Origin of the sequence: Streptomyces sp. Isolate_45 (assembly GCF_024721315.2) — a bacterium.
Classification (GTDB): Bacteria; Actinomycetota; Actinomycetes; order Streptomycetales; family Streptomycetaceae; genus Streptomyces.
This window is the reverse complement of sequence record NZ_JANFAK020000080.1, coordinates 1-14,757: the sequence shown is the minus strand read 5'-3', so window position 1 is coordinate 14,757 and position 14,757 is coordinate 1. Positions and strand designations below refer to the sequence as shown.

General features: G+C 74.4%; 15 protein-coding genes and 1 pseudogene. 8 read left to right on the top strand and 8 right to left on the bottom strand.

The window, feature by feature from the left end; all coding sequences use genetic code 11:
• The first annotated feature begins 33 nt into the window (after positions 1 to 33).
• A complete protein-coding gene (locus tag NOD94_RS24155) occupies positions 34 to 1,182 on the top strand; it encodes a reductase (protein ID WP_281208170.1) in 1,149 nt (382 codons plus the stop codon).
• A gap of 48 nt (positions 1,183 to 1,230) precedes the next feature.
• On the opposite strand, the gene NOD94_RS24150 is transcribed toward NOD94_RS24155, so the two are convergent.
• Complete coding sequence (locus NOD94_RS24150) at positions 1,231 to 2,028, bottom strand: GntR family transcriptional regulator (RefSeq protein WP_281208169.1); 798 nt, start codon at positions 2,026 to 2,028, stop codon at positions 1,231 to 1,233.
• Positions 2,029 to 2,305: 277 nt separating this feature from the next.
• Between NOD94_RS24150 and NOD94_RS24145 the strand changes: the two genes are divergently transcribed.
• Genes NOD94_RS24145 through NOD94_RS24125 form a run of 5 tightly spaced genes read left to right on the top strand, consistent with a single transcriptional unit; the run spans position 2,306 to position 7,076 of the window.
• Positions 2,306 to 3,442 (top strand): extracellular solute-binding protein, encoded by a 1,137-nt coding sequence (locus tag NOD94_RS24145; protein ID WP_281208192.1) that lies wholly within the window; start codon positions 2,306 to 2,308, stop codon positions 3,440 to 3,442.
• Positions 3,442 to 4,350 carry an ABC transporter permease subunit gene (locus tag NOD94_RS24140; RefSeq protein WP_281208168.1) on the top strand — a complete coding sequence of 303 codons (909 nt, stop codon included), beginning with the start codon at positions 3,442 to 3,444 and terminating at the stop codon, positions 4,348 to 4,350. The genes NOD94_RS24145 and NOD94_RS24140 overlap by 1 nt, the downstream gene beginning before the upstream one ends.
• Entirely contained in the window at positions 4,347 to 5,252 is a 906-nt protein-coding gene (locus tag NOD94_RS24135) for an ABC transporter permease subunit (protein WP_281208191.1), read from the top strand. The genes NOD94_RS24140 and NOD94_RS24135 overlap by 4 nt, the downstream gene beginning before the upstream one ends.
• A gap of 4 nt (positions 5,253 to 5,256) precedes the next feature.
• On the top strand, positions 5,257 to 6,351 hold the full coding sequence (locus NOD94_RS24130) for an ABC transporter ATP-binding protein (RefSeq protein WP_281208167.1): 1,095 nt from the start codon (positions 5,257 to 5,259) through the stop codon (positions 6,349 to 6,351).
• Positions 6,348 to 7,076, top strand: a complete 729-nt coding sequence (locus NOD94_RS24125; RefSeq protein ID WP_281208166.1) for an HAD family phosphatase — start codon at positions 6,348 to 6,350, stop codon at positions 7,074 to 7,076. Before NOD94_RS24130 ends, NOD94_RS24125 begins: the two co-directional genes overlap by 4 nt.
• On the opposite strand, the gene NOD94_RS24120 is transcribed toward NOD94_RS24125, so the two are convergent.
• Positions 7,034 to 7,513 (bottom strand): hypothetical protein, encoded by a 480-nt coding sequence (locus NOD94_RS24120; RefSeq protein ID WP_281208165.1) that lies wholly within the window; start codon positions 7,511 to 7,513, stop codon positions 7,034 to 7,036. The genes NOD94_RS24125 and NOD94_RS24120 overlap by 43 nt on opposite strands.
• 184 nt (positions 7,514 to 7,697) lie before the next feature.
• On the opposite strand from NOD94_RS24120, the gene NOD94_RS24115 reads away from it, so the two are divergent.
• Both NOD94_RS24115 and NOD94_RS24110 read left to right on the top strand, forming a co-directional pair.
• Positions 7,698 to 8,789, top strand: a complete 1,092-nt coding sequence (locus tag NOD94_RS24115; RefSeq protein WP_281208164.1) for a DUF2330 domain-containing protein — start codon at positions 7,698 to 7,700, stop codon at positions 8,787 to 8,789.
• A 42-nt stretch (positions 8,790 to 8,831) separates the two neighbouring features.
• Complete coding sequence (locus NOD94_RS24110; protein ID WP_281208163.1) at positions 8,832 to 9,338, top strand: GNAT family N-acetyltransferase; 507 nt, start codon at positions 8,832 to 8,834, stop codon at positions 9,336 to 9,338.
• Between the two features lie 42 nt (positions 9,339 to 9,380).
• Here the strand turns inward: NOD94_RS24110 and NOD94_RS24105 are convergent, their stop codons facing one another.
• The 6 genes and pseudogenes from NOD94_RS24105 to NOD94_RS24080 form a co-directional block, all read right to left on the bottom strand.
• On the bottom strand, positions 9,381 to 10,460 hold the full coding sequence (locus NOD94_RS24105) for a LacI family DNA-binding transcriptional regulator (RefSeq protein WP_281208162.1): 1,080 nt from the start codon (positions 10,458 to 10,460) through the stop codon (positions 9,381 to 9,383).
• A 96-nt stretch (positions 10,461 to 10,556) separates the two neighbouring features.
• Complete coding sequence (locus NOD94_RS24100; RefSeq protein ID WP_281208161.1) at positions 10,557 to 10,721, bottom strand: hypothetical protein; 165 nt, start codon at positions 10,719 to 10,721, stop codon at positions 10,557 to 10,559.
• Positions 10,718 to 12,154 carry a carbohydrate-binding protein gene (locus NOD94_RS24095; RefSeq protein WP_281208160.1) on the bottom strand — a complete coding sequence of 479 codons (1,437 nt, stop codon included), beginning with the start codon at positions 12,152 to 12,154 and terminating at the stop codon, positions 10,718 to 10,720. Before NOD94_RS24095 ends, NOD94_RS24100 begins: the two co-directional genes overlap by 4 nt.
• 208 nt (positions 12,155 to 12,362) lie before the next feature.
• Positions 12,363 to 13,415, bottom strand: a complete 1,053-nt coding sequence (locus NOD94_RS24090) for a zinc-dependent alcohol dehydrogenase family protein (protein ID WP_281208159.1) — start codon at positions 13,413 to 13,415, stop codon at positions 12,363 to 12,365.
• Between the two features lie 323 nt (positions 13,416 to 13,738).
• A complete protein-coding gene (locus NOD94_RS24085) occupies positions 13,739 to 14,539 on the bottom strand; it encodes an alpha-L-glutamate ligase (RefSeq protein WP_281208158.1) in 801 nt (266 codons plus the stop codon).
• Positions 14,536 to 14,757 (bottom strand): annotated as a pseudogene (locus tag NOD94_RS24080) (hypothetical protein); the annotation flags it as partial. The pseudogene NOD94_RS24080 and the gene NOD94_RS24085, both read right to left, overlap by 4 nt.

Sequence of the window (14,757 nt, the reverse complement as noted above, 5' to 3'; positions counted from 1 at the left end):
CGCCGGGGACGATACCCGGGCAGGGTCGACGGCATGGAACGCATTCTGGTCATCGGCGGTAGCCGCTATTTCGGTAAGCACCTGGTCACGCTGCTGCGCGACGCCGGGAACGAGGTCACTGTCCTCAATCGGGGTTCCGTCGTCCCGCCCGACGGGGTCGGCCGGCTGGTGGCCGACCGGGAAGACGAACGACAACTGGGCGAGGCCCTGGGGCCCCGCACCTTCGACGCCGTCGTGGACCAGGTCTGCTACACCCCGCACCAGGCCGCCGTCGCCCGCCGGGTCTTCGGCGGGGGGCGCACCGGCCGCTACGTGATGACCTCGACGATGGAGGTGTACGACCCGGCGACGTTTTCCCCGCCGCTCACGGGCCACGGCTCCGCCCTGCTGTCGGCGCACCCGCACCCGCTCCCGCTCCCGCTCCCGCTCCCGCTCCCGCTCCCGCTCCCGCTCCCGCTCCCGCACCCGGTCGCTGAGGAGTGCGTCGACCCCCTGGGCCTCCCGCCGATCCTCCCTGCGGCGGCCGGCACGGAGGCGCCGGCCGGTCCCGCGGCCGCCTACGCCGAGGGCAAGCGGCGGGCCGAGGCGGTGTTCCTGCGCGATCCGGCGTTCCCGTACGTCAGTGTCCGCTCCGCGCACGTCCTGGGCGGCGGCCGGGCGGAGTTCACCGGGCGCCTCGCGCACTACGTCGGGAGGATCGGCGCCGGGCTGCCCGTCGACGTGCACGAGCACCCGTACCCGACCTCCTTCATCCACCACCGGGAGATCGCGGAGTTCCTGGCCTGGGCGGTGGCCGGGGGATTCACCGGCCCGGTCAACGCGAGTTCCGACGGCGCGCTGACGGTCACCCGGCTGTGCGAGCTGATCGCCGCCCGGGTCGGGCGGCCGCCTCGGTACCGGACCGTGCCGCGGGGGCAGGAGGCGTCGCCCTTCTCCTTCGACCGGCCCTATGCCCTGGACAACGGCCGCGCCGCGCGGCTCGGCTTCGCCTTCACCCGGACCGAGGACTGGCTGCCGGAGGCGGTGGACGAGGCCATCGACCAGGCCCTCGACCAAGCCATCGACGGGGCCATCGACGGGGCCATCGACGGGGCGATCGAAGGGGTCATCGACCAGGCCCTCGACGTGGCGATCGGGGGTGCGGCCTCCGGCGGGGTCGGCGCCCCCCCGCCCACTCGCTGACGCCGCGCCGGACGGAGTCCCCCGCCCCACCCCTGGCCGGCGCCTCCTTCAGCGTTCGGTGCCGGGGTGCCGCTCCAGGGGTGTTGCTACCGCCGAGTTGCTCACACTGAAGGTGACGCTGCCGGCCAGGTAGCGGTCGTCGGACCACTCGATCGGGCGTCCGGTGCGGGTGGCCGAGACGTGCCGCTGGCGCAACAACGGGCTGCCGCGCCGGATTCCGAGCAGCCGGGCGTCCTCGCTGCCCGCCGGCAGCGCGTCGATGAGGTGTTCGCCGTACTGGGCGACGACCCCGGAGCCCGCCTCCAGGCTGTCCATCACCGACCGGCAGTCCCGCGGCAGCGCTTCCACGGCCCCGGCGACCCAGTCGGCGTAGGCGGTCCGCTCCACCATCGTGGGCTCGCCGTCGAGCAGGCGCAGCCGCAGCGCGGCGAGGATCTCGGTGCCCGGCGGCAGGGCCAGCCGCTCCGCCTCCTCGGCCGTCGCGGCCCGTCGGGTCCGGGACAGGAAGCGGCTGCGCACCTCGTGGCCGATCCCCTCGGCCCACTGGGCGAAGCTGTTCAGCTCGCCGAAACTGTGTCGCCGTTCCTGGCGCAGAACGATCCGGCGCGCCCCCTGGCTGGAGCCCACCAGTCCCTCGGCGGCCAGGGTGGCGACCGCCTGGCGGACCGTGCCCCGCGATGCGGACCAGCGGGCGGCCAGGTCGCTCTCCGACGGCAGCCGGGCGCCGACCGGGTAGGCGCCGGAGAGGATCTGCCTCCGCAACGCCTCCGCGATCTCCAGGTACCTGGCCGTCCCGGAACCGGCCCCCGTGGCACCGCCCGTACTGCCTCCCGTACCGGTTCCCACGCCGTTCCCCATGCCGTTCCCCCGCCCGTCGCCGCCTTCGACCCCCCTGGGTCACGATCATCATCGATGATCATCCGGCCCGTTCTGTCACGACCCCTTTCGGTCATTCTCTTGTCTTCCTCGAAGCGTGCTCCGGCGGACGGCCGCCGTTCACCGTCCGTACAGCGCACCCGGGCGAACTGGAGCCAACTTGTTCAGACAAGTGAACGACCCCCTTTTGGATCTGTCTCCGGGAGAGACCGTGCTCAGTTCCTCCGCCCGTCGCGGCGCGGCCGTACTGCTCAGTGCCGCCGTCCTCACCACGCTCAGCGCGTGCGGCGCAGCGCCCGATCCGCAGCAGCCCGCCGGCGCGACCGGCAACGCGAAGGGCAACGCCCAGCCGGGCACCGCGACCTCGCTCGCCGACCTCGGCGGCATGGAGGCCCTCGTCGCGGCCGCCGAGAAGGAGGGGAAGCTGAACGTGATCGCCCTCCCGCCGGACTGGGCGAACTACGGCGAAATGCTCAAGGCCTTCCAGGCCAAGTACCCCAAGATCAAGGTCAACAGCGAGAACCCGGACGCCTCCAGCTCCGACGAGATCGCGGCCGTGAAGTCCCGCAAGGGCCAGGACCGCGCCCCCGACGTCCTCGACCTGGGCATCGCCTTCGCCCGCAGCGGCGCCGCCGAGAACCTCTTCGCCCCGTACAAGGTCACCGCCTGGGACAAGATCCCCGGCTCCCAGAAGGACGCGGACGGCCGCTGGTACAACGACTACGGCGGCTACGTCTCCATCGGCTGCGACGCCGCCCGCGTCCCCACCTGCCCGCAGACCTTCGCGGACCTCCTCAAGCCCGAGTACAAGGGCAAGGTCGCCCTCAACGGCAACCCCACCAAGTCGGGCTCCGCCTTCGGCGGCGTATACGCGGCCGCGCTCGCCAACAAGGGCTCCTTCGGGGACATCCAGCCCGGAATCGACTTCTTCGGGCAGCTCCGCAAGAGCGGCAACTTCATCCCGGTCGAGTCCACCCCGGCGACCGTCGAGAAGGGCGAGACGCCCATCTCCATCGACTGGGACTACCTGAACGCCGGCTACGCCGAGCAGTTCAAGGGCAAGGGCGTCGACTGGAAGGTCGCCGTACCCACCGACGGCGTCTACGCCCAGTACTACTCGCAGGCCATCAACAAGGACGCCCCCAACCCGGCGGCCGCCCGCCTGTGGATGGAGTTCCTGTACAGCACCGACGGCCAGAACATCTGGCTGCGCGGCCACGCCCGCCCCGTCCTGCTCCCCGGCATGACGCAGGACGGCACCGCCGACAAGGCCGCGATCGGCGCGCTCCCGCAGGTCCAGGGCACCCCGACCTTCCCCGCCTCGGAGGAACTCGACAAGGCCAAGGCCACCCTCGCCGAGAAGTGGGACAAGGCCCTCAGCTGATGTCCACCCCCACCACCTCCCCCCTCACTGAGGGGACCGCCGGCGGCACCAGCACCCGCCGCCGGCGGCGCGGCCCGCGCACCTGGCTCGCCGTCCTCCCCCTCCTCGCCTTCACCGGGCTCTGCTTCGGCATCCCGCTCGGCGCCATAGCCTTCGGCGCGGTCACCGGCACCGACCCGGCGACCGGATCCATCCGGCCCACCGGCGAGCACCTCGCGCGTTCCCTCCAGGGCCCCTACCTCGGCTCGCTCGTCGGCAGCGTCCAACTGTCCGCCCTCACGGCGCTCCTCGCCGCCGTGCTCGGCGTCCTCATCGCCCAGGCCCTGGTCACCTCCCGCTCCACCGCGCTGCGCTCGGCGGCCCTGACCGCCTCCGGGGTCCTCGCCAACTTCGGCGGGGTGCCGCTCGCCTTCGCGTTCATCGCCACCGTCGGGATCTCCGGAGTCGTCACCCGGCTCGCCGACCTCACCGGCCTCGGCTGGAACCTGTACTCCTTCACCGGACTCACCGTGGTCTACCTGTACTTCCTGACCCCGCTGATGGTGCTGGTGACCGTCCCCGCACTCGACGGACTGCGCCCCCAGTGGCGCGAGGCCGCCCGGAACAGCGGCGCCACCGCCGGCCAGTACTGGCGCCACGTGGGCCTCCCGGTGCTCGCGCCCTCCCTGCTCGGCGGGTTCGTCCTGCTCTTCGGGACCGCCTTCGCCGCCCACGCGACGGCCGCGGCCCTCGTCGGCGGCTCGGTCCCCCTGGTGACCCTGAAGATCGCGGACGCGCTCTCCGGCAACGTCCTCACCGGCCAGGAGAACGTGGCGCTCGCCCTCGGCCTCGACATGATCCTCATCGCCGGCCTGGTCATGGCCCTCTACCTGCCCCTCCAGCGACGGAGCGCCCGATGGCTGCGATGACCCCGACCCTGCCGCGGACCGACGACGGCCCCGCGACCGCCCCCGGGGCCCGCGCGAAGGCACGCCGCCCGCGCCCCCGGATCTGGCGCGGAGCCGTACTCGGCCTGGCCGCCGCCTACTTCCTCGTACCGCTCGTCGCCTCCTTCGTCTTCACCGTGCACGTCCCCGGGCAGGGCATCACCTTCGAGGCGTACACCGAGCTGCTCGCCGCCGAGGGGTTCACCGAGAGCCTGCTGCTCTCCCTCGGCCTCGCGGCCGCCACCATCGCCCTGTCCCTGCTGCTGGCCGTGCCCGCGCTGGTCGCCGTACGCATCGGTTCGCCCCGGCTGCGACCGGCCGTCGAGGTCGTGTGCATGCTGCCGCTCGTGGTGCCGCCCATCGCCCTGGTCACCGGCATCACCACGGTGCTGCGGTGGGGGCCCGACCACCTCTCGCGGACCCCGCTCTACCAGACGTTCATCGCCGTGCAGAACGAGAAGTTCCCGTTCGTCCTGGTGCTCGCCTACACGGTGCTGGCGCTGCCCTTCGTGTACCGCTCGCTCGACGCCGGCCTGCGCGCCGTCGACGTCCCGACCCTGACCGAGGCCGCCCGCAGCTGCGGCGCGAGTTGGCCGTACGTCGTCCTGCGCGTGCTGCTCCCGAACCTGCGGGCCTCGCTCGCCGGAGCGGCCTTCCTCACCCTCGCGCTGGTCCTCGGCGAATTCACCATCGCCTCACTGCTCGGCTTCCGGCCCTTCGCGGTGTGGATCGTGACGATCTCCGGAGCCCAGGCCCGGATGTCGGTGGCCGTCTCCGTCCTCAGCCTCCTCATCACCTGGCTGCTGCTGCTCCTCCTCTCGCGGGCCGGAACGAACGCCTCCGGCGCGTCGCCCGCCCCCACCACCTCCCGCAAGGAGTCCTGACCCCATGTCCACCACCCCTGCCGCGGCCGGGAAGCCGGCGGACCGCGGCGCCCCCGCGGGCGCCCTCGTCGAATTCCGCGACCTGCGCCGGGCGTTCGGCTCCACCGTTGCCCTCGACGGCCTCGACCTGACCGCCCGCCCCGGCGAGCTCCTCGCCCTCCTGGGCCCCTCCGGCTGCGGCAAGACCACCGCGCTGCGCGTCCTCGCGGGCTTCGAGCAGCCCGACTCCGGCGAGGTCCTCGTCGACGGCGAGGACATCACCCGCGTCCCGGCCAACCGCCGCGACGCCGGGATGGTCTTCCAGTCGTACAGCCTCTTCCCGAACCTCACCGCCCGCGAGAACGTCGCCTTCGGCCTGCGCGTGCGCAAGGTCCCGGCCGCCCGGCGCACCGCGCGCGCGGCCGAGCTCCTCGACCTGGTCGGCCTCCCCGAGCACGGCGACCGCTACCCGCACCAGCTGTCCGGCGGCCAGCAGCAGCGCGTCGCGCTCGCCCGCGCCCTGGCCCTGCGCCCCCGCGTGCTGCTCCTCGACGAACCCCTGTCCGCCCTGGACGCCAAGGTGCGGGCCAACCTGCGCGACGAGATCCGGCGCCTCCAGCTGTCACTCGGCATCACCACCGTGTTCGTCACCCACGACCAGGAGGAGGCCCTCTCCATGGCCGACCGGGTCGCCGTCCTGAACGCCGGCCGGCTGGAGCAGTGCGCGGCCCCCGCCGAACTGTACGAACGGCCCGCGACGGCCTTCGTCGCCGAATTCGTCGGCACCATGAACCGGCTGCCGGGCCGGCTCGGCGAAGGCGGCCTGGTGGAGGTCGCGGGCATCCGGTTGCCCGTCGACGGACCGGTCCCGACGACCCCGGACGTCGAGGTCCTCGTGCGCCCCGAGAACGTCACCGTGTCCGCCGACGCGGAGGGCGCCGCCGCCGTCGTGTCGGCCTCCTTCTTCGGCGCCGTCACCCGGCTCCACCTCGACCTGCCCGGCGGCAACCGGGTCAAGGCCGACCTGCCCTCGCGGGACGCCGGAGCACTCGTGCCCGGGGCGCGGGCCACCGTCGGCCTGACCGAGCGGCCCGTCCTCGTCGTGGCGAGGACCGCGTGAACGGACCCGCCGAGAGCGAGCTGAACGGACCCGCCGCCGTCCTCTTCGACATGGACGGCACCCTCGTCGACACCGAAGTGCTCTGGTGGCGGACCACCGAGGAGGTCGCGGACCGGCTCGGTCACCGGCTCGGCCCCGCGGACGCCCCCGAGGTGGTGGGACGCGCCGTCCAGGACACCGCGGAGCACCTCGTACGCCTCACCGGCGGCGCGGACCCCGGCACGGTCGCCGCCGCCCTCACCGACGGCTTCTTCCGCCGGGTCGCGGCCGGCGCCCCCCTGCGCCCGGGAGCCCAGCGGCTGCTGGCCGCCCTCACCGCGCGGAACGTGCCCTTCGCCCTGGTCAGCGCCTCACCGCGGGTCGTGGTCGACGAGGTCGTCGGGGGCGCGCTCGCCCACGTCCCCTTCGCCTTCACCCTCTCCGCCGACGACACCGCACGCACGAAGCCGCACCCCGACCCGTACCGCGCGGCCGCCGCGCGGCTCGGCCTGCCCCCCGGAGAGTGCGTCGCCGTGGAGGACTCCCCGGACGGCGCGGCCTCCGCCGAAGCGGCGGGCTGCGCGGTCCTGGTGGTGCCCTCGCTGCTCGACGTACCGCGCTCTCCGGCCCGAACCTTCGCGGACTCCCTGGAGGAGGTCACCCCGGCCGTGCTGCGCGCCTGCCTGCGCGCTGCCACCGGGGATCAGACGGAGAGCTCCAGGAGCGCGAGCACCCCGTCGGCGTAGGCGGCGGCCACCGAGCCCGGGGCGGCCGCCCGTTCGCGGCGCAGCCCCGGCAGGCCCGTACGGATGAACGCGGCGCACTGGCCGTACAGGCCCGCCTCGTGCGAGGAACCGTCGTCCTCCGTGTTCAGGAACGCCAGCAGCGCCCACAGCAGCGCCTCGCGGGTCGCCAGCCGGGGCGGCCCGACCGCCCACACGGCCATCAGCACCCCGCACGCGGCCGGCGCCGGGGGCCGTAGCCGCGACCCGGCGAACACATGGCCCTCCAGGGCGTGGAACGCCGCCGGATGCCCCTCGGCGGCATTCCACAGGGTCTCTTCCAGATGCTCCGCCGAGCGGCCGCAACCGCACTCGATGGACCCCCAGTCGTGCCGGAGGATCTCGGCGCTCACGGCGTCGGGCACCAGGGGGCTGCTGCGCGGCTTGTCCATCCCTCTCATGAGCCACAAGTATGGGATCAGCCGGACGTCCGACGGCCCCGTCGCGGCCACTCCCGGGGCACGGAACGGCCGCAGTTTGATGACGACGCCCCGGCGGCCGGCCCGCCGTTCGCGGTGACGGCGGGCACCGGGCGGCCGGACCGGGCGGCGGAACCGGACGCGTCACGGCCTCGTCCCATCACCCGTGTGGACGAAGCGAAGAATCCTGACCCTCCTGTTCGCCCTGCTCGTGACCCAGGCGGGCACCGTCATCGGCCCCGCCCACGCCTGCGGCTGCGGGGCGATGGTCCCCGGCGACGCGGCCCGCATCGGCGTCGACCGCGAAGCCTCCGTCGTGCGCTGGGACGGCCGTACCGAGGAGATCGTCATGCGGTTCACCGTCGGCGGCACCGCCCGCGAGGCGGCCTGGATCATGCCGGTTCCCGGCCGGGCGACCGTACGGCTCGGCGACGCCGACCTCTTCCCCGAACTGGGCCGCCTGACCCGCCCCGAGCACCGGACCCGCACCTACTTCTGGCCGCGCGAGAGGGACTGGCCCTTCTCCTCCGGCTCCCGTGACACCGCCGGCGCCCCCCTTCCCGGCAGCGGCGCCCCCGCGGTCGGCGTGGTCGGCCGCGAACGGCTCGGCGACTTCGACGTCGCCCGGTTGACCGCCACCGACCCCGACGCCCTGCGGACCTGGCTGGAGACCAACGGCTTCGAACTGCCCGACCGGCTCACCACCGAACTGCGGCCCTACGTCGACCGCGCGTGGGAGTACGTCGCCGTGCGCCTCGCCCCCCGGGAGCCGGGCCGGACCCTGGGCGGGGAACTCGACCCGCTGCGCATCAGCTTCGCCGCCGACCGCCTCGTCTACCCCATGCGGCTCTCCCGACTGGCCCGTACCCCGCAGTCGCTCGACCTGTACGTCCTCGCCGCGCACCGGATGGAGCCGCTGTCCCCGATCGGGGGAGCCGCACCCGAGGTCACCTTCGCCGGAACCATCACCCCCGAGGGTGCACTGGCCGAACTGGCCGGGACCGCACCGCTGTTCCTCACGGCGATCGAGCAGCGGTTCCCGCGGCCCGAGCGCATCGACGGGGACCACGAACTGCGCGCCACCGCCGAGGACACCCCCTACCGGAGGGTCGTCCACCACGACGAACTCCTCACCGTGGGCGGCGGAATCCCGGTCTGGTCGCTGACCGTGGCCGGAGCCTTGATCGCGGTGGGGGCCGTCGCCGCGCTCCTCCTGCGCGGACTCCGCGCCCGCATCCGGCGGTCCCGGCAGGGGTAGGGGCCCTGGCACACCGGGCCCCGCCCCGGCGACACTGACCGGATGCGCATACGAGCAGCGGTCCTCGCGGACCTTCCGGTCTGCCAGGACATCGAACGGGCCGCCGGGGAATGCTTCCGCGACATCGGCATGCCCGCCGTCGCCGACGACGATCCGCTCCCCCTGGAGGAGCTCGCCCGCTACGCCGGCACCGGCCTGGCCTGGGTGGCCACCGGCCCGGACGACCGTCCGCTGGCCTACCTCATCGCCGAGCCGGTCGACGGCGCCCTCCACGTCGAGCAGGTCTCGGTGCACCCGGCCGGCGCGCGCCGGGGAGTGGGCCGGGCCCTGCTGGAGCACGCCGCGCTCCGCGCGGCCGCCCGGCGCGACGGCGCACTCACCCTGACCACCTTCGCCGCCGTCCCCTGGAACGCCCCCTACTACCTGCGCTGCGGCTTCCGGATCCTGGCCGACGAGGAACTCACCCCGGGCCTGCGGGAGATCCGGCGGCAGGAGGCCCTGCACGGCCTGGACCGATGGCCGCGCGTGTGCATGGGACGGGCCCTGTGAGCCCGGCCGCCCCGCACCGGCCCCCGCCGGACGCGGACCCGCTCAGGCCGACGCCCGCCGCACCAGCGTCGTCGGCGTGATGACCGGGCGGGGCGGCCCCCCGGCGCCCCGCCGGTCCTCCAACGACCGCAGCAGCAGCCGGGCCATCAGCCGGCCCATGCCCTCGATGTCCTGACGCACCGTCGTCAGCGGCGGATCCGCGGCCTCCACCACCGACTCGGCGTCGTCGAAACCGACCAGCGCCACGTCCTCGGGGACCCGGCGGCCCCGCGCCCGCAGGGTCTCCAGCGCACCCGTCGCCATCAGGTCGTTCGCGGCGAACACGGCGTCGAGGTCCGGCCTGCGTTCCAACAGCCCGGCCATCGCCCGCGCCCCGCCGGCCGCCGTGAAGTCACCCTCGGCCAACAGCCCCGGATCGGCTTCCGGCAACACGTCGAGGTATCCGTCGAGCCGGTCGGTGGCCGAGGTCTGGTCGCGGGGTCCGGCGATGTGCGCGATCCGCCGACGCCCCTGGTCCAGCAGGTGCCGTACGGCCAGGCGCGCGCCCCCGCGGTTGTCCGCGTCCACGTACGCGACACCGCCGGGGGAGTCCCGCGCGTCCGGTGCGGTCGTCCAACCCGGGCGGCCGCCGTAGACGGTCGGCAGGCCGATGCGCCGGGTGATGGCGGGCAGCGGATCGTCGGTGTGCAGCGAGAACGCCAGGGCCCCGTCGACGTGTCCGCCGGCCAGATAGCGCTCGATCCGCTCGTAGTCCCGGTGGTCCTCGACCAATAGCAGCACCAACTGGGTGTCGCTCGCGGTCAGTTCCCTGCTGATGCCGCGGACCTGCCGGGAGAAGAACGGATCGGAGAAGATCCGCACCTCCGGTTCCGCGATGATCACCGCGACGGCCCCGGTCCGCCGCGTGACCAGGGTGCGCGCGGCCGGATTGGGCACGTAGCCCAGTTCGCGGACGGCCTCCTCGACCTTGTCGACCAGATGCGGCCGCACCCCTTCGCCGCCGTTGACCACGCGGGACGCGGTCGCCCGGGAGACCCCGGCGGCCGCCGCGACGGCCTCCAGGGTGGGGCGGCCGCCGGGCGCCGCGGCCGCCCGGGGGGTCACGGAAAGCTGATCGGGCACGGATGGTCCTCCTGCCTCTGCGGGGGCGCTCCTCGCCGGGCAGCAGGGTAACCCGTACCGCCGGGCCCCCGAAGGGGCTCCGCCGGTACGGGGCCGTCACCGGCCGACGCCCGGGGCCGGACGGGTCGGAGGGGCCGCTTTGCCGAGGATCCGCCCGTACGACCGGTCGTCGACGTCGTCGTACGGGGCGGCCGGCAGGACGAGCAGTGTTGCCGGTAGGGCCGGCGGCGGACGCCTCCGGGGCTGCCGGGCGGCCGTCATCGGGCGAAGTGGAACCAGTTGAGGTTCACGAAGTCGGCGGGCTGACCGCTGGTGAAGGTCAGGTACACGTCGTGTACGCCGCCGACCGCCGTCATGTTCGCCGGCACGGTCCGCCAGTTCTGCCAACCGCCGGTCCCGGCGACGGAGAAGCTGCCGACGGGCGGGCCGGTCCGGCTGTCGAGCCGGACCTCGACGAGGCCGCTCACCCCGCCGGTCGCGCCGCTCGCGACCCGGGCGAGGAACTGCCCGGCGGTGCCGGAACCGAAGTCGACGCCCGAGAACCGGGCCCAGTCGCCGTTGGCGATGGAGGTGACGTCCTGCCCGCCCCCGGTGTCGGTGGTGGCCTCGACGGCCAGCCCGGACTGCGCGTCGTGGGTTTCGGCCCGGATGGGCGCGTAGGCGTCCCGGTGGCCGCCCGGCGGGGTGGTGGGCGGGGTCGTCGGGGGTGTGGTCGGCGGGGTCGTCGTGCCGCCGGGTGACTGGAGCACGCGTACGTGGTCGACGGTCATCGGGTGTCCGGGCACGGTCCCCGCGTCGGGGCCGCCGCCGAAGGCGTCGGGGAACCCGCCGCCCATGGCGACGTTCAGGATGAGGAAATAGCCGTGGCCGGTGGCGGCGGCCCAGGTGGCGGCGTCGACCTGGTCGGCCCGTACGGTGTGGTAGTTGAGCGTGTCGACATAGAAGCGCATCTGCTCGGGGGCGGTGGACCTGTCCCACTCGACGGCGTAGGTGTGGAAGCCCGCCTGGCAGCTCAGGCCGGGACAGACCTGCTTCCCGCCGATGCCGGTCGTCTCGTTGCAGGGGCCGCCGGGGCTGGTGCCGCAGTGCATGGTGGACCAGACCTGGTTGATGCCCTGGACGTTCTCCAGGATGTCGAGCTCGCCGATGCCGGGCCAGTTCCACCAGTTGCCGCGGTAGGGGCCGCCCAGCATCCAGAAGGCCGGCCAGTACCCCTTCGCCGCCGGGCCGGTCACGTCGGGCATCCGGACGCGGGCCTCGACCCGGAGCGTGCCGCCCGCGGGGGGCCGGAAGTCCGATCTGCGGGTCTCGACACGCCCCGAGGTCCAGTTGCCGGCCGCGTCGCGGCGGGGTGTGATCAGCAGGTTCCCGGCGCCGTCGAGGGACACGTTGGACGGGTCGGCGGTCATCGTCTCGATCTCGCCGGTACCGAAGTTGGCGGGGCCGCCGGGGTAGCTCGTCCCGGTGGTGTACTGCCAGTCGGCGGTGTCGACCCCGGATCCCGCCGGCCCGTCGAACTCGTCGAGGAACACCTGGGACCAGCCGGACGGGACGGGATGGGCGGCCGGGGATCGCGGCGCCGCCGCCCCGGCGGGCAGGACGGAGGCCGTGACGGTGGCCGCGAGCACGCCGAGGGTGCTCAGGCCCGCGATGACGGTGCGACGTAAGGACGGCCGTTCTGTACCGGATGGCATATGCGTGGATGTCCTCTCCGAGACGCCCGAAGGCGTGGTACGGGGGAGGCGCGGGGGAGCGGAGTCCGTGGCGGAATCCCCTTGAGAGCGCTCTCAAGGCCGGGCCGCTGGACACTGTGCTCCTCACCCCGTGTGCCGTCAAGAGTTGTGGAAGACAGGGGAGTTGAGGGCGGAGTGGGTTGCTCCGCCGAACACGGGCGGCTCCGGGTCAGGGCGACGACGGCAGGATGACGGTGACCCCGGCCCCCACCACCGAGCCCATCGCGGCGAGCGCCGCCGGGGCGGCCTCCAGACCGATGAGCGAGGTGACCAGCAGGTCCGGCCGGAGCGTCCCCGAGCGGACCAGCTCCAGCATCGGCGGGTAGGCGTGGGCGGCCATCCCGTGGCTGCCCAGGACCTCCAGCTCCCAGCCGATCACCCGGTCCATGGGCAGCACGGCGGGACCGGCCGCCGCCGGCAACAACCCGACCTGCACGTGCCGGCCCCGCCGGCGCAGCCCGGCCACCGAGGCGGCCGCGGTCGCGGGGGAGCCCAGGGCGTCCAGCGAGAGGTGCGCGCCACCACCGGACAGCTCCCGCACCGCCCCGGCCGTACCGCCGGGGCCGGCGTCCGCGGCGTTCACGCAGGCGGCCGCCCCGAAGGCGCGGGCCAGTTCCAACGCGCCCGGCGCGGTGTCCACCGCGATCACCCGCGCTCCCGCCGCTGCCGCGATCATCACGGCGGACAGGCCGACCCCGCCGCAGCCGTGGACCGCGACCCACTCGCCCGGGGCCACCCTGCCCCGCGCGATCACCGCCCGGAACGCCGTCGCGAAGCGGCAGCCCAGGCCGGCGGCCGTCGCGAACGAGACGTCCTCGGGGACGGCCACCAGATTCACGTCGGCGTGGTCCAGGGCCACGTACTCCGCGAAGGAACCCCAGTGCGTGAAGCCGGGCTGCGTCTGGCGCGCGCACACCTGGTGCTGGCCCGCGGCGCAGTCCGCGCAGCTGCCGCAGGCGCAGACGAACGGTACGGTCACCCGGTCACCGGGTCGCCAGGCGGTGACCGCGGGACCGACCGCCTCGACCACTCCGGCCAGTTCGTGGCCGGGCACGTGCGGCAGCACGATGTCCGGGTCGTGGCCCATCCAGCCGTGCCAGTCGCTGCGGCACAGTCCCGTCGCCTCGACGCGCACGACGACGCCGCCCGGGGCAGGACCCGGATCTGGCACCTCCCGTACCCCGGCCAACTCCCCGTACCGCTCGAACACCACAGCGCGCATGGCACCGCCCTTCCGTCGACTGCCAGGGTAGGGAGTGTGCCCCTCGGCGGGCCTTGCCGCCGGACGGGGCCGGTGGGAGGCTTCGTGGGCGCGGGCCGTCGTGGGCCGCGGACCGTCATGACACAGGGGGAACCGTGAACCGCAAGCGCAAGGCCGCCGTCGCCGCCGTCCTGTTCGCCGTCGTCGCCGTGCTGGGCGCCGCCTCGCAGGCCGTCGCATCCGCCGGGGACAAGAAGGTCGAGGTCATCAAGTAGACGTCGAGGTCGTCAAGTGGACGTCGGGGTCGTCAAGTGGACGCCGCGGCCATCAAGTGGACGCCGCGGTCATCGAACAGACCCGGCCCGGCGCAGGGCCAGGTCCGCCAGGGCCCGCGGCGCGCCGGCCTGGCCGCGGATTCCCGGGAAGGCGTTGACGTCCACGATGAGGGGCGTGCCGTCGACGGTCTCGATGACGTCCACGCCGTAGACCTCCAGTCCGAAGACCTCGCCCACCCGCAGCGCCGACTCCACCCACTCCGGGGGCAGGCGGTCCCGGTTCGTGGCCGGTTCCTCCGCGCCGGGTGCCAGTTCGGAGCGCCGCAGCGCCGCGAAGACCTGCTCCCCGACGACCCACAGTTTGTGGTCCCAGCCGTTGTTGGGGGCGAAGTCCTGGACCACGACGGGCTCCCGGCCCCAGGTCGCCGCCAGTGCCCGCAGCCCGTCGGACCCGTCCACCCGGGCGACCAGGTCGTGCTTGCGGCTGCGCCGGCTCTTGACCACGAGCGGCCGGTCCGGTCGCCCGCCCGCCGAGGACGCCAACTCCGCGAGGGTGTCGAACGCCCGGGTGGCGGCGAAGGGGAGTCCCGCCGCTCGGGCGGATTCCGCCATGGTGATCCGGTCCTGGCAGCGTTCGGTGGCCCCCGCCGAGTTCAGCACGACGGAGCCCCGTCCTTCCAACTCCCGCGCCAGTTCCAGCGCCGCCGGGGTCCGCGCCTTGAGCAGGCAGACGTCGGGCGCCGTCCCGCGCGCGCCCGCGGCGCCCGCCGCCGGGTCCAGTACCAGCACCGTGTGTCGCGGGGAGAGCAGCGCCGCGGTGGCCGCGAGCAGCGGATGCCCCGGGTCGGGGGAGATCAGACCCATCCTCACGAGCCGTCCCCCGCGCCCGCCGTGACCTGCGCGGGGATGGACAGGGGCAGCGCGGAGTACGCCGCCGCGGAAGCCCCGGGCCCGGACCGCGGCGGCACCGACGGTCCGGGAACGACCTGAGCGGCCACGGACACCCCGAGTACGGGCGCCGCGGCCACGGACACCCCCGCCACCCCCGGCACGGCCCCGCGGCCCACCGGCGGCCGCGCGGCGCCGCC

What these genes read in the sequence shown, in the direction of transcription:
- NOD94_RS24155 (WP_281208170.1), top strand. Translation starts at nt 34, where the DNA reads ATGGAACGCATTCTGGTCATCGGCGGTAGCCGCTATTTCGGTAAGCAC.
- NOD94_RS24140 (WP_281208168.1), top strand. Translation starts at nt 3,442, where the DNA reads ATGTCCACCCCCACCACCTCCCCCCTCACTGAGGGGACCGCCGGCGGC.
- NOD94_RS24135 (WP_281208191.1), top strand. Translation starts at nt 4,347, where the DNA reads ATGACCCCGACCCTGCCGCGGACCGACGACGGCCCCGCGACCGCCCCC.
- NOD94_RS24130 (WP_281208167.1), top strand. Translation starts at nt 5,257, where the DNA reads ATGTCCACCACCCCTGCCGCGGCCGGGAAGCCGGCGGACCGCGGCGCC.
- NOD94_RS24120 (WP_281208165.1), bottom strand. Translation starts at nt 7,513, where the DNA reads ATGAGAGGGATGGACAAGCCGCGCAGCAGCCCCCTGGTGCCCGACGCC.
- NOD94_RS24110 (WP_281208163.1), top strand. Translation starts at nt 8,832, where the DNA reads ATGCGCATACGAGCAGCGGTCCTCGCGGACCTTCCGGTCTGCCAGGAC.
- NOD94_RS24100 (WP_281208161.1), bottom strand. Translation starts at nt 10,721, where the DNA reads ATGACGGCCGCCCGGCAGCCCCGGAGGCGTCCGCCGCCGGCCCTACCG.
- NOD94_RS24095 (WP_281208160.1), bottom strand. Translation starts at nt 12,154, where the DNA reads ATGCCATCCGGTACAGAACGGCCGTCCTTACGTCGCACCGTCATCGCG.
- NOD94_RS24090 (WP_281208159.1), bottom strand. Translation starts at nt 13,415, where the DNA reads ATGCGCGCTGTGGTGTTCGAGCGGTACGGGGAGTTGGCCGGGGTACGG.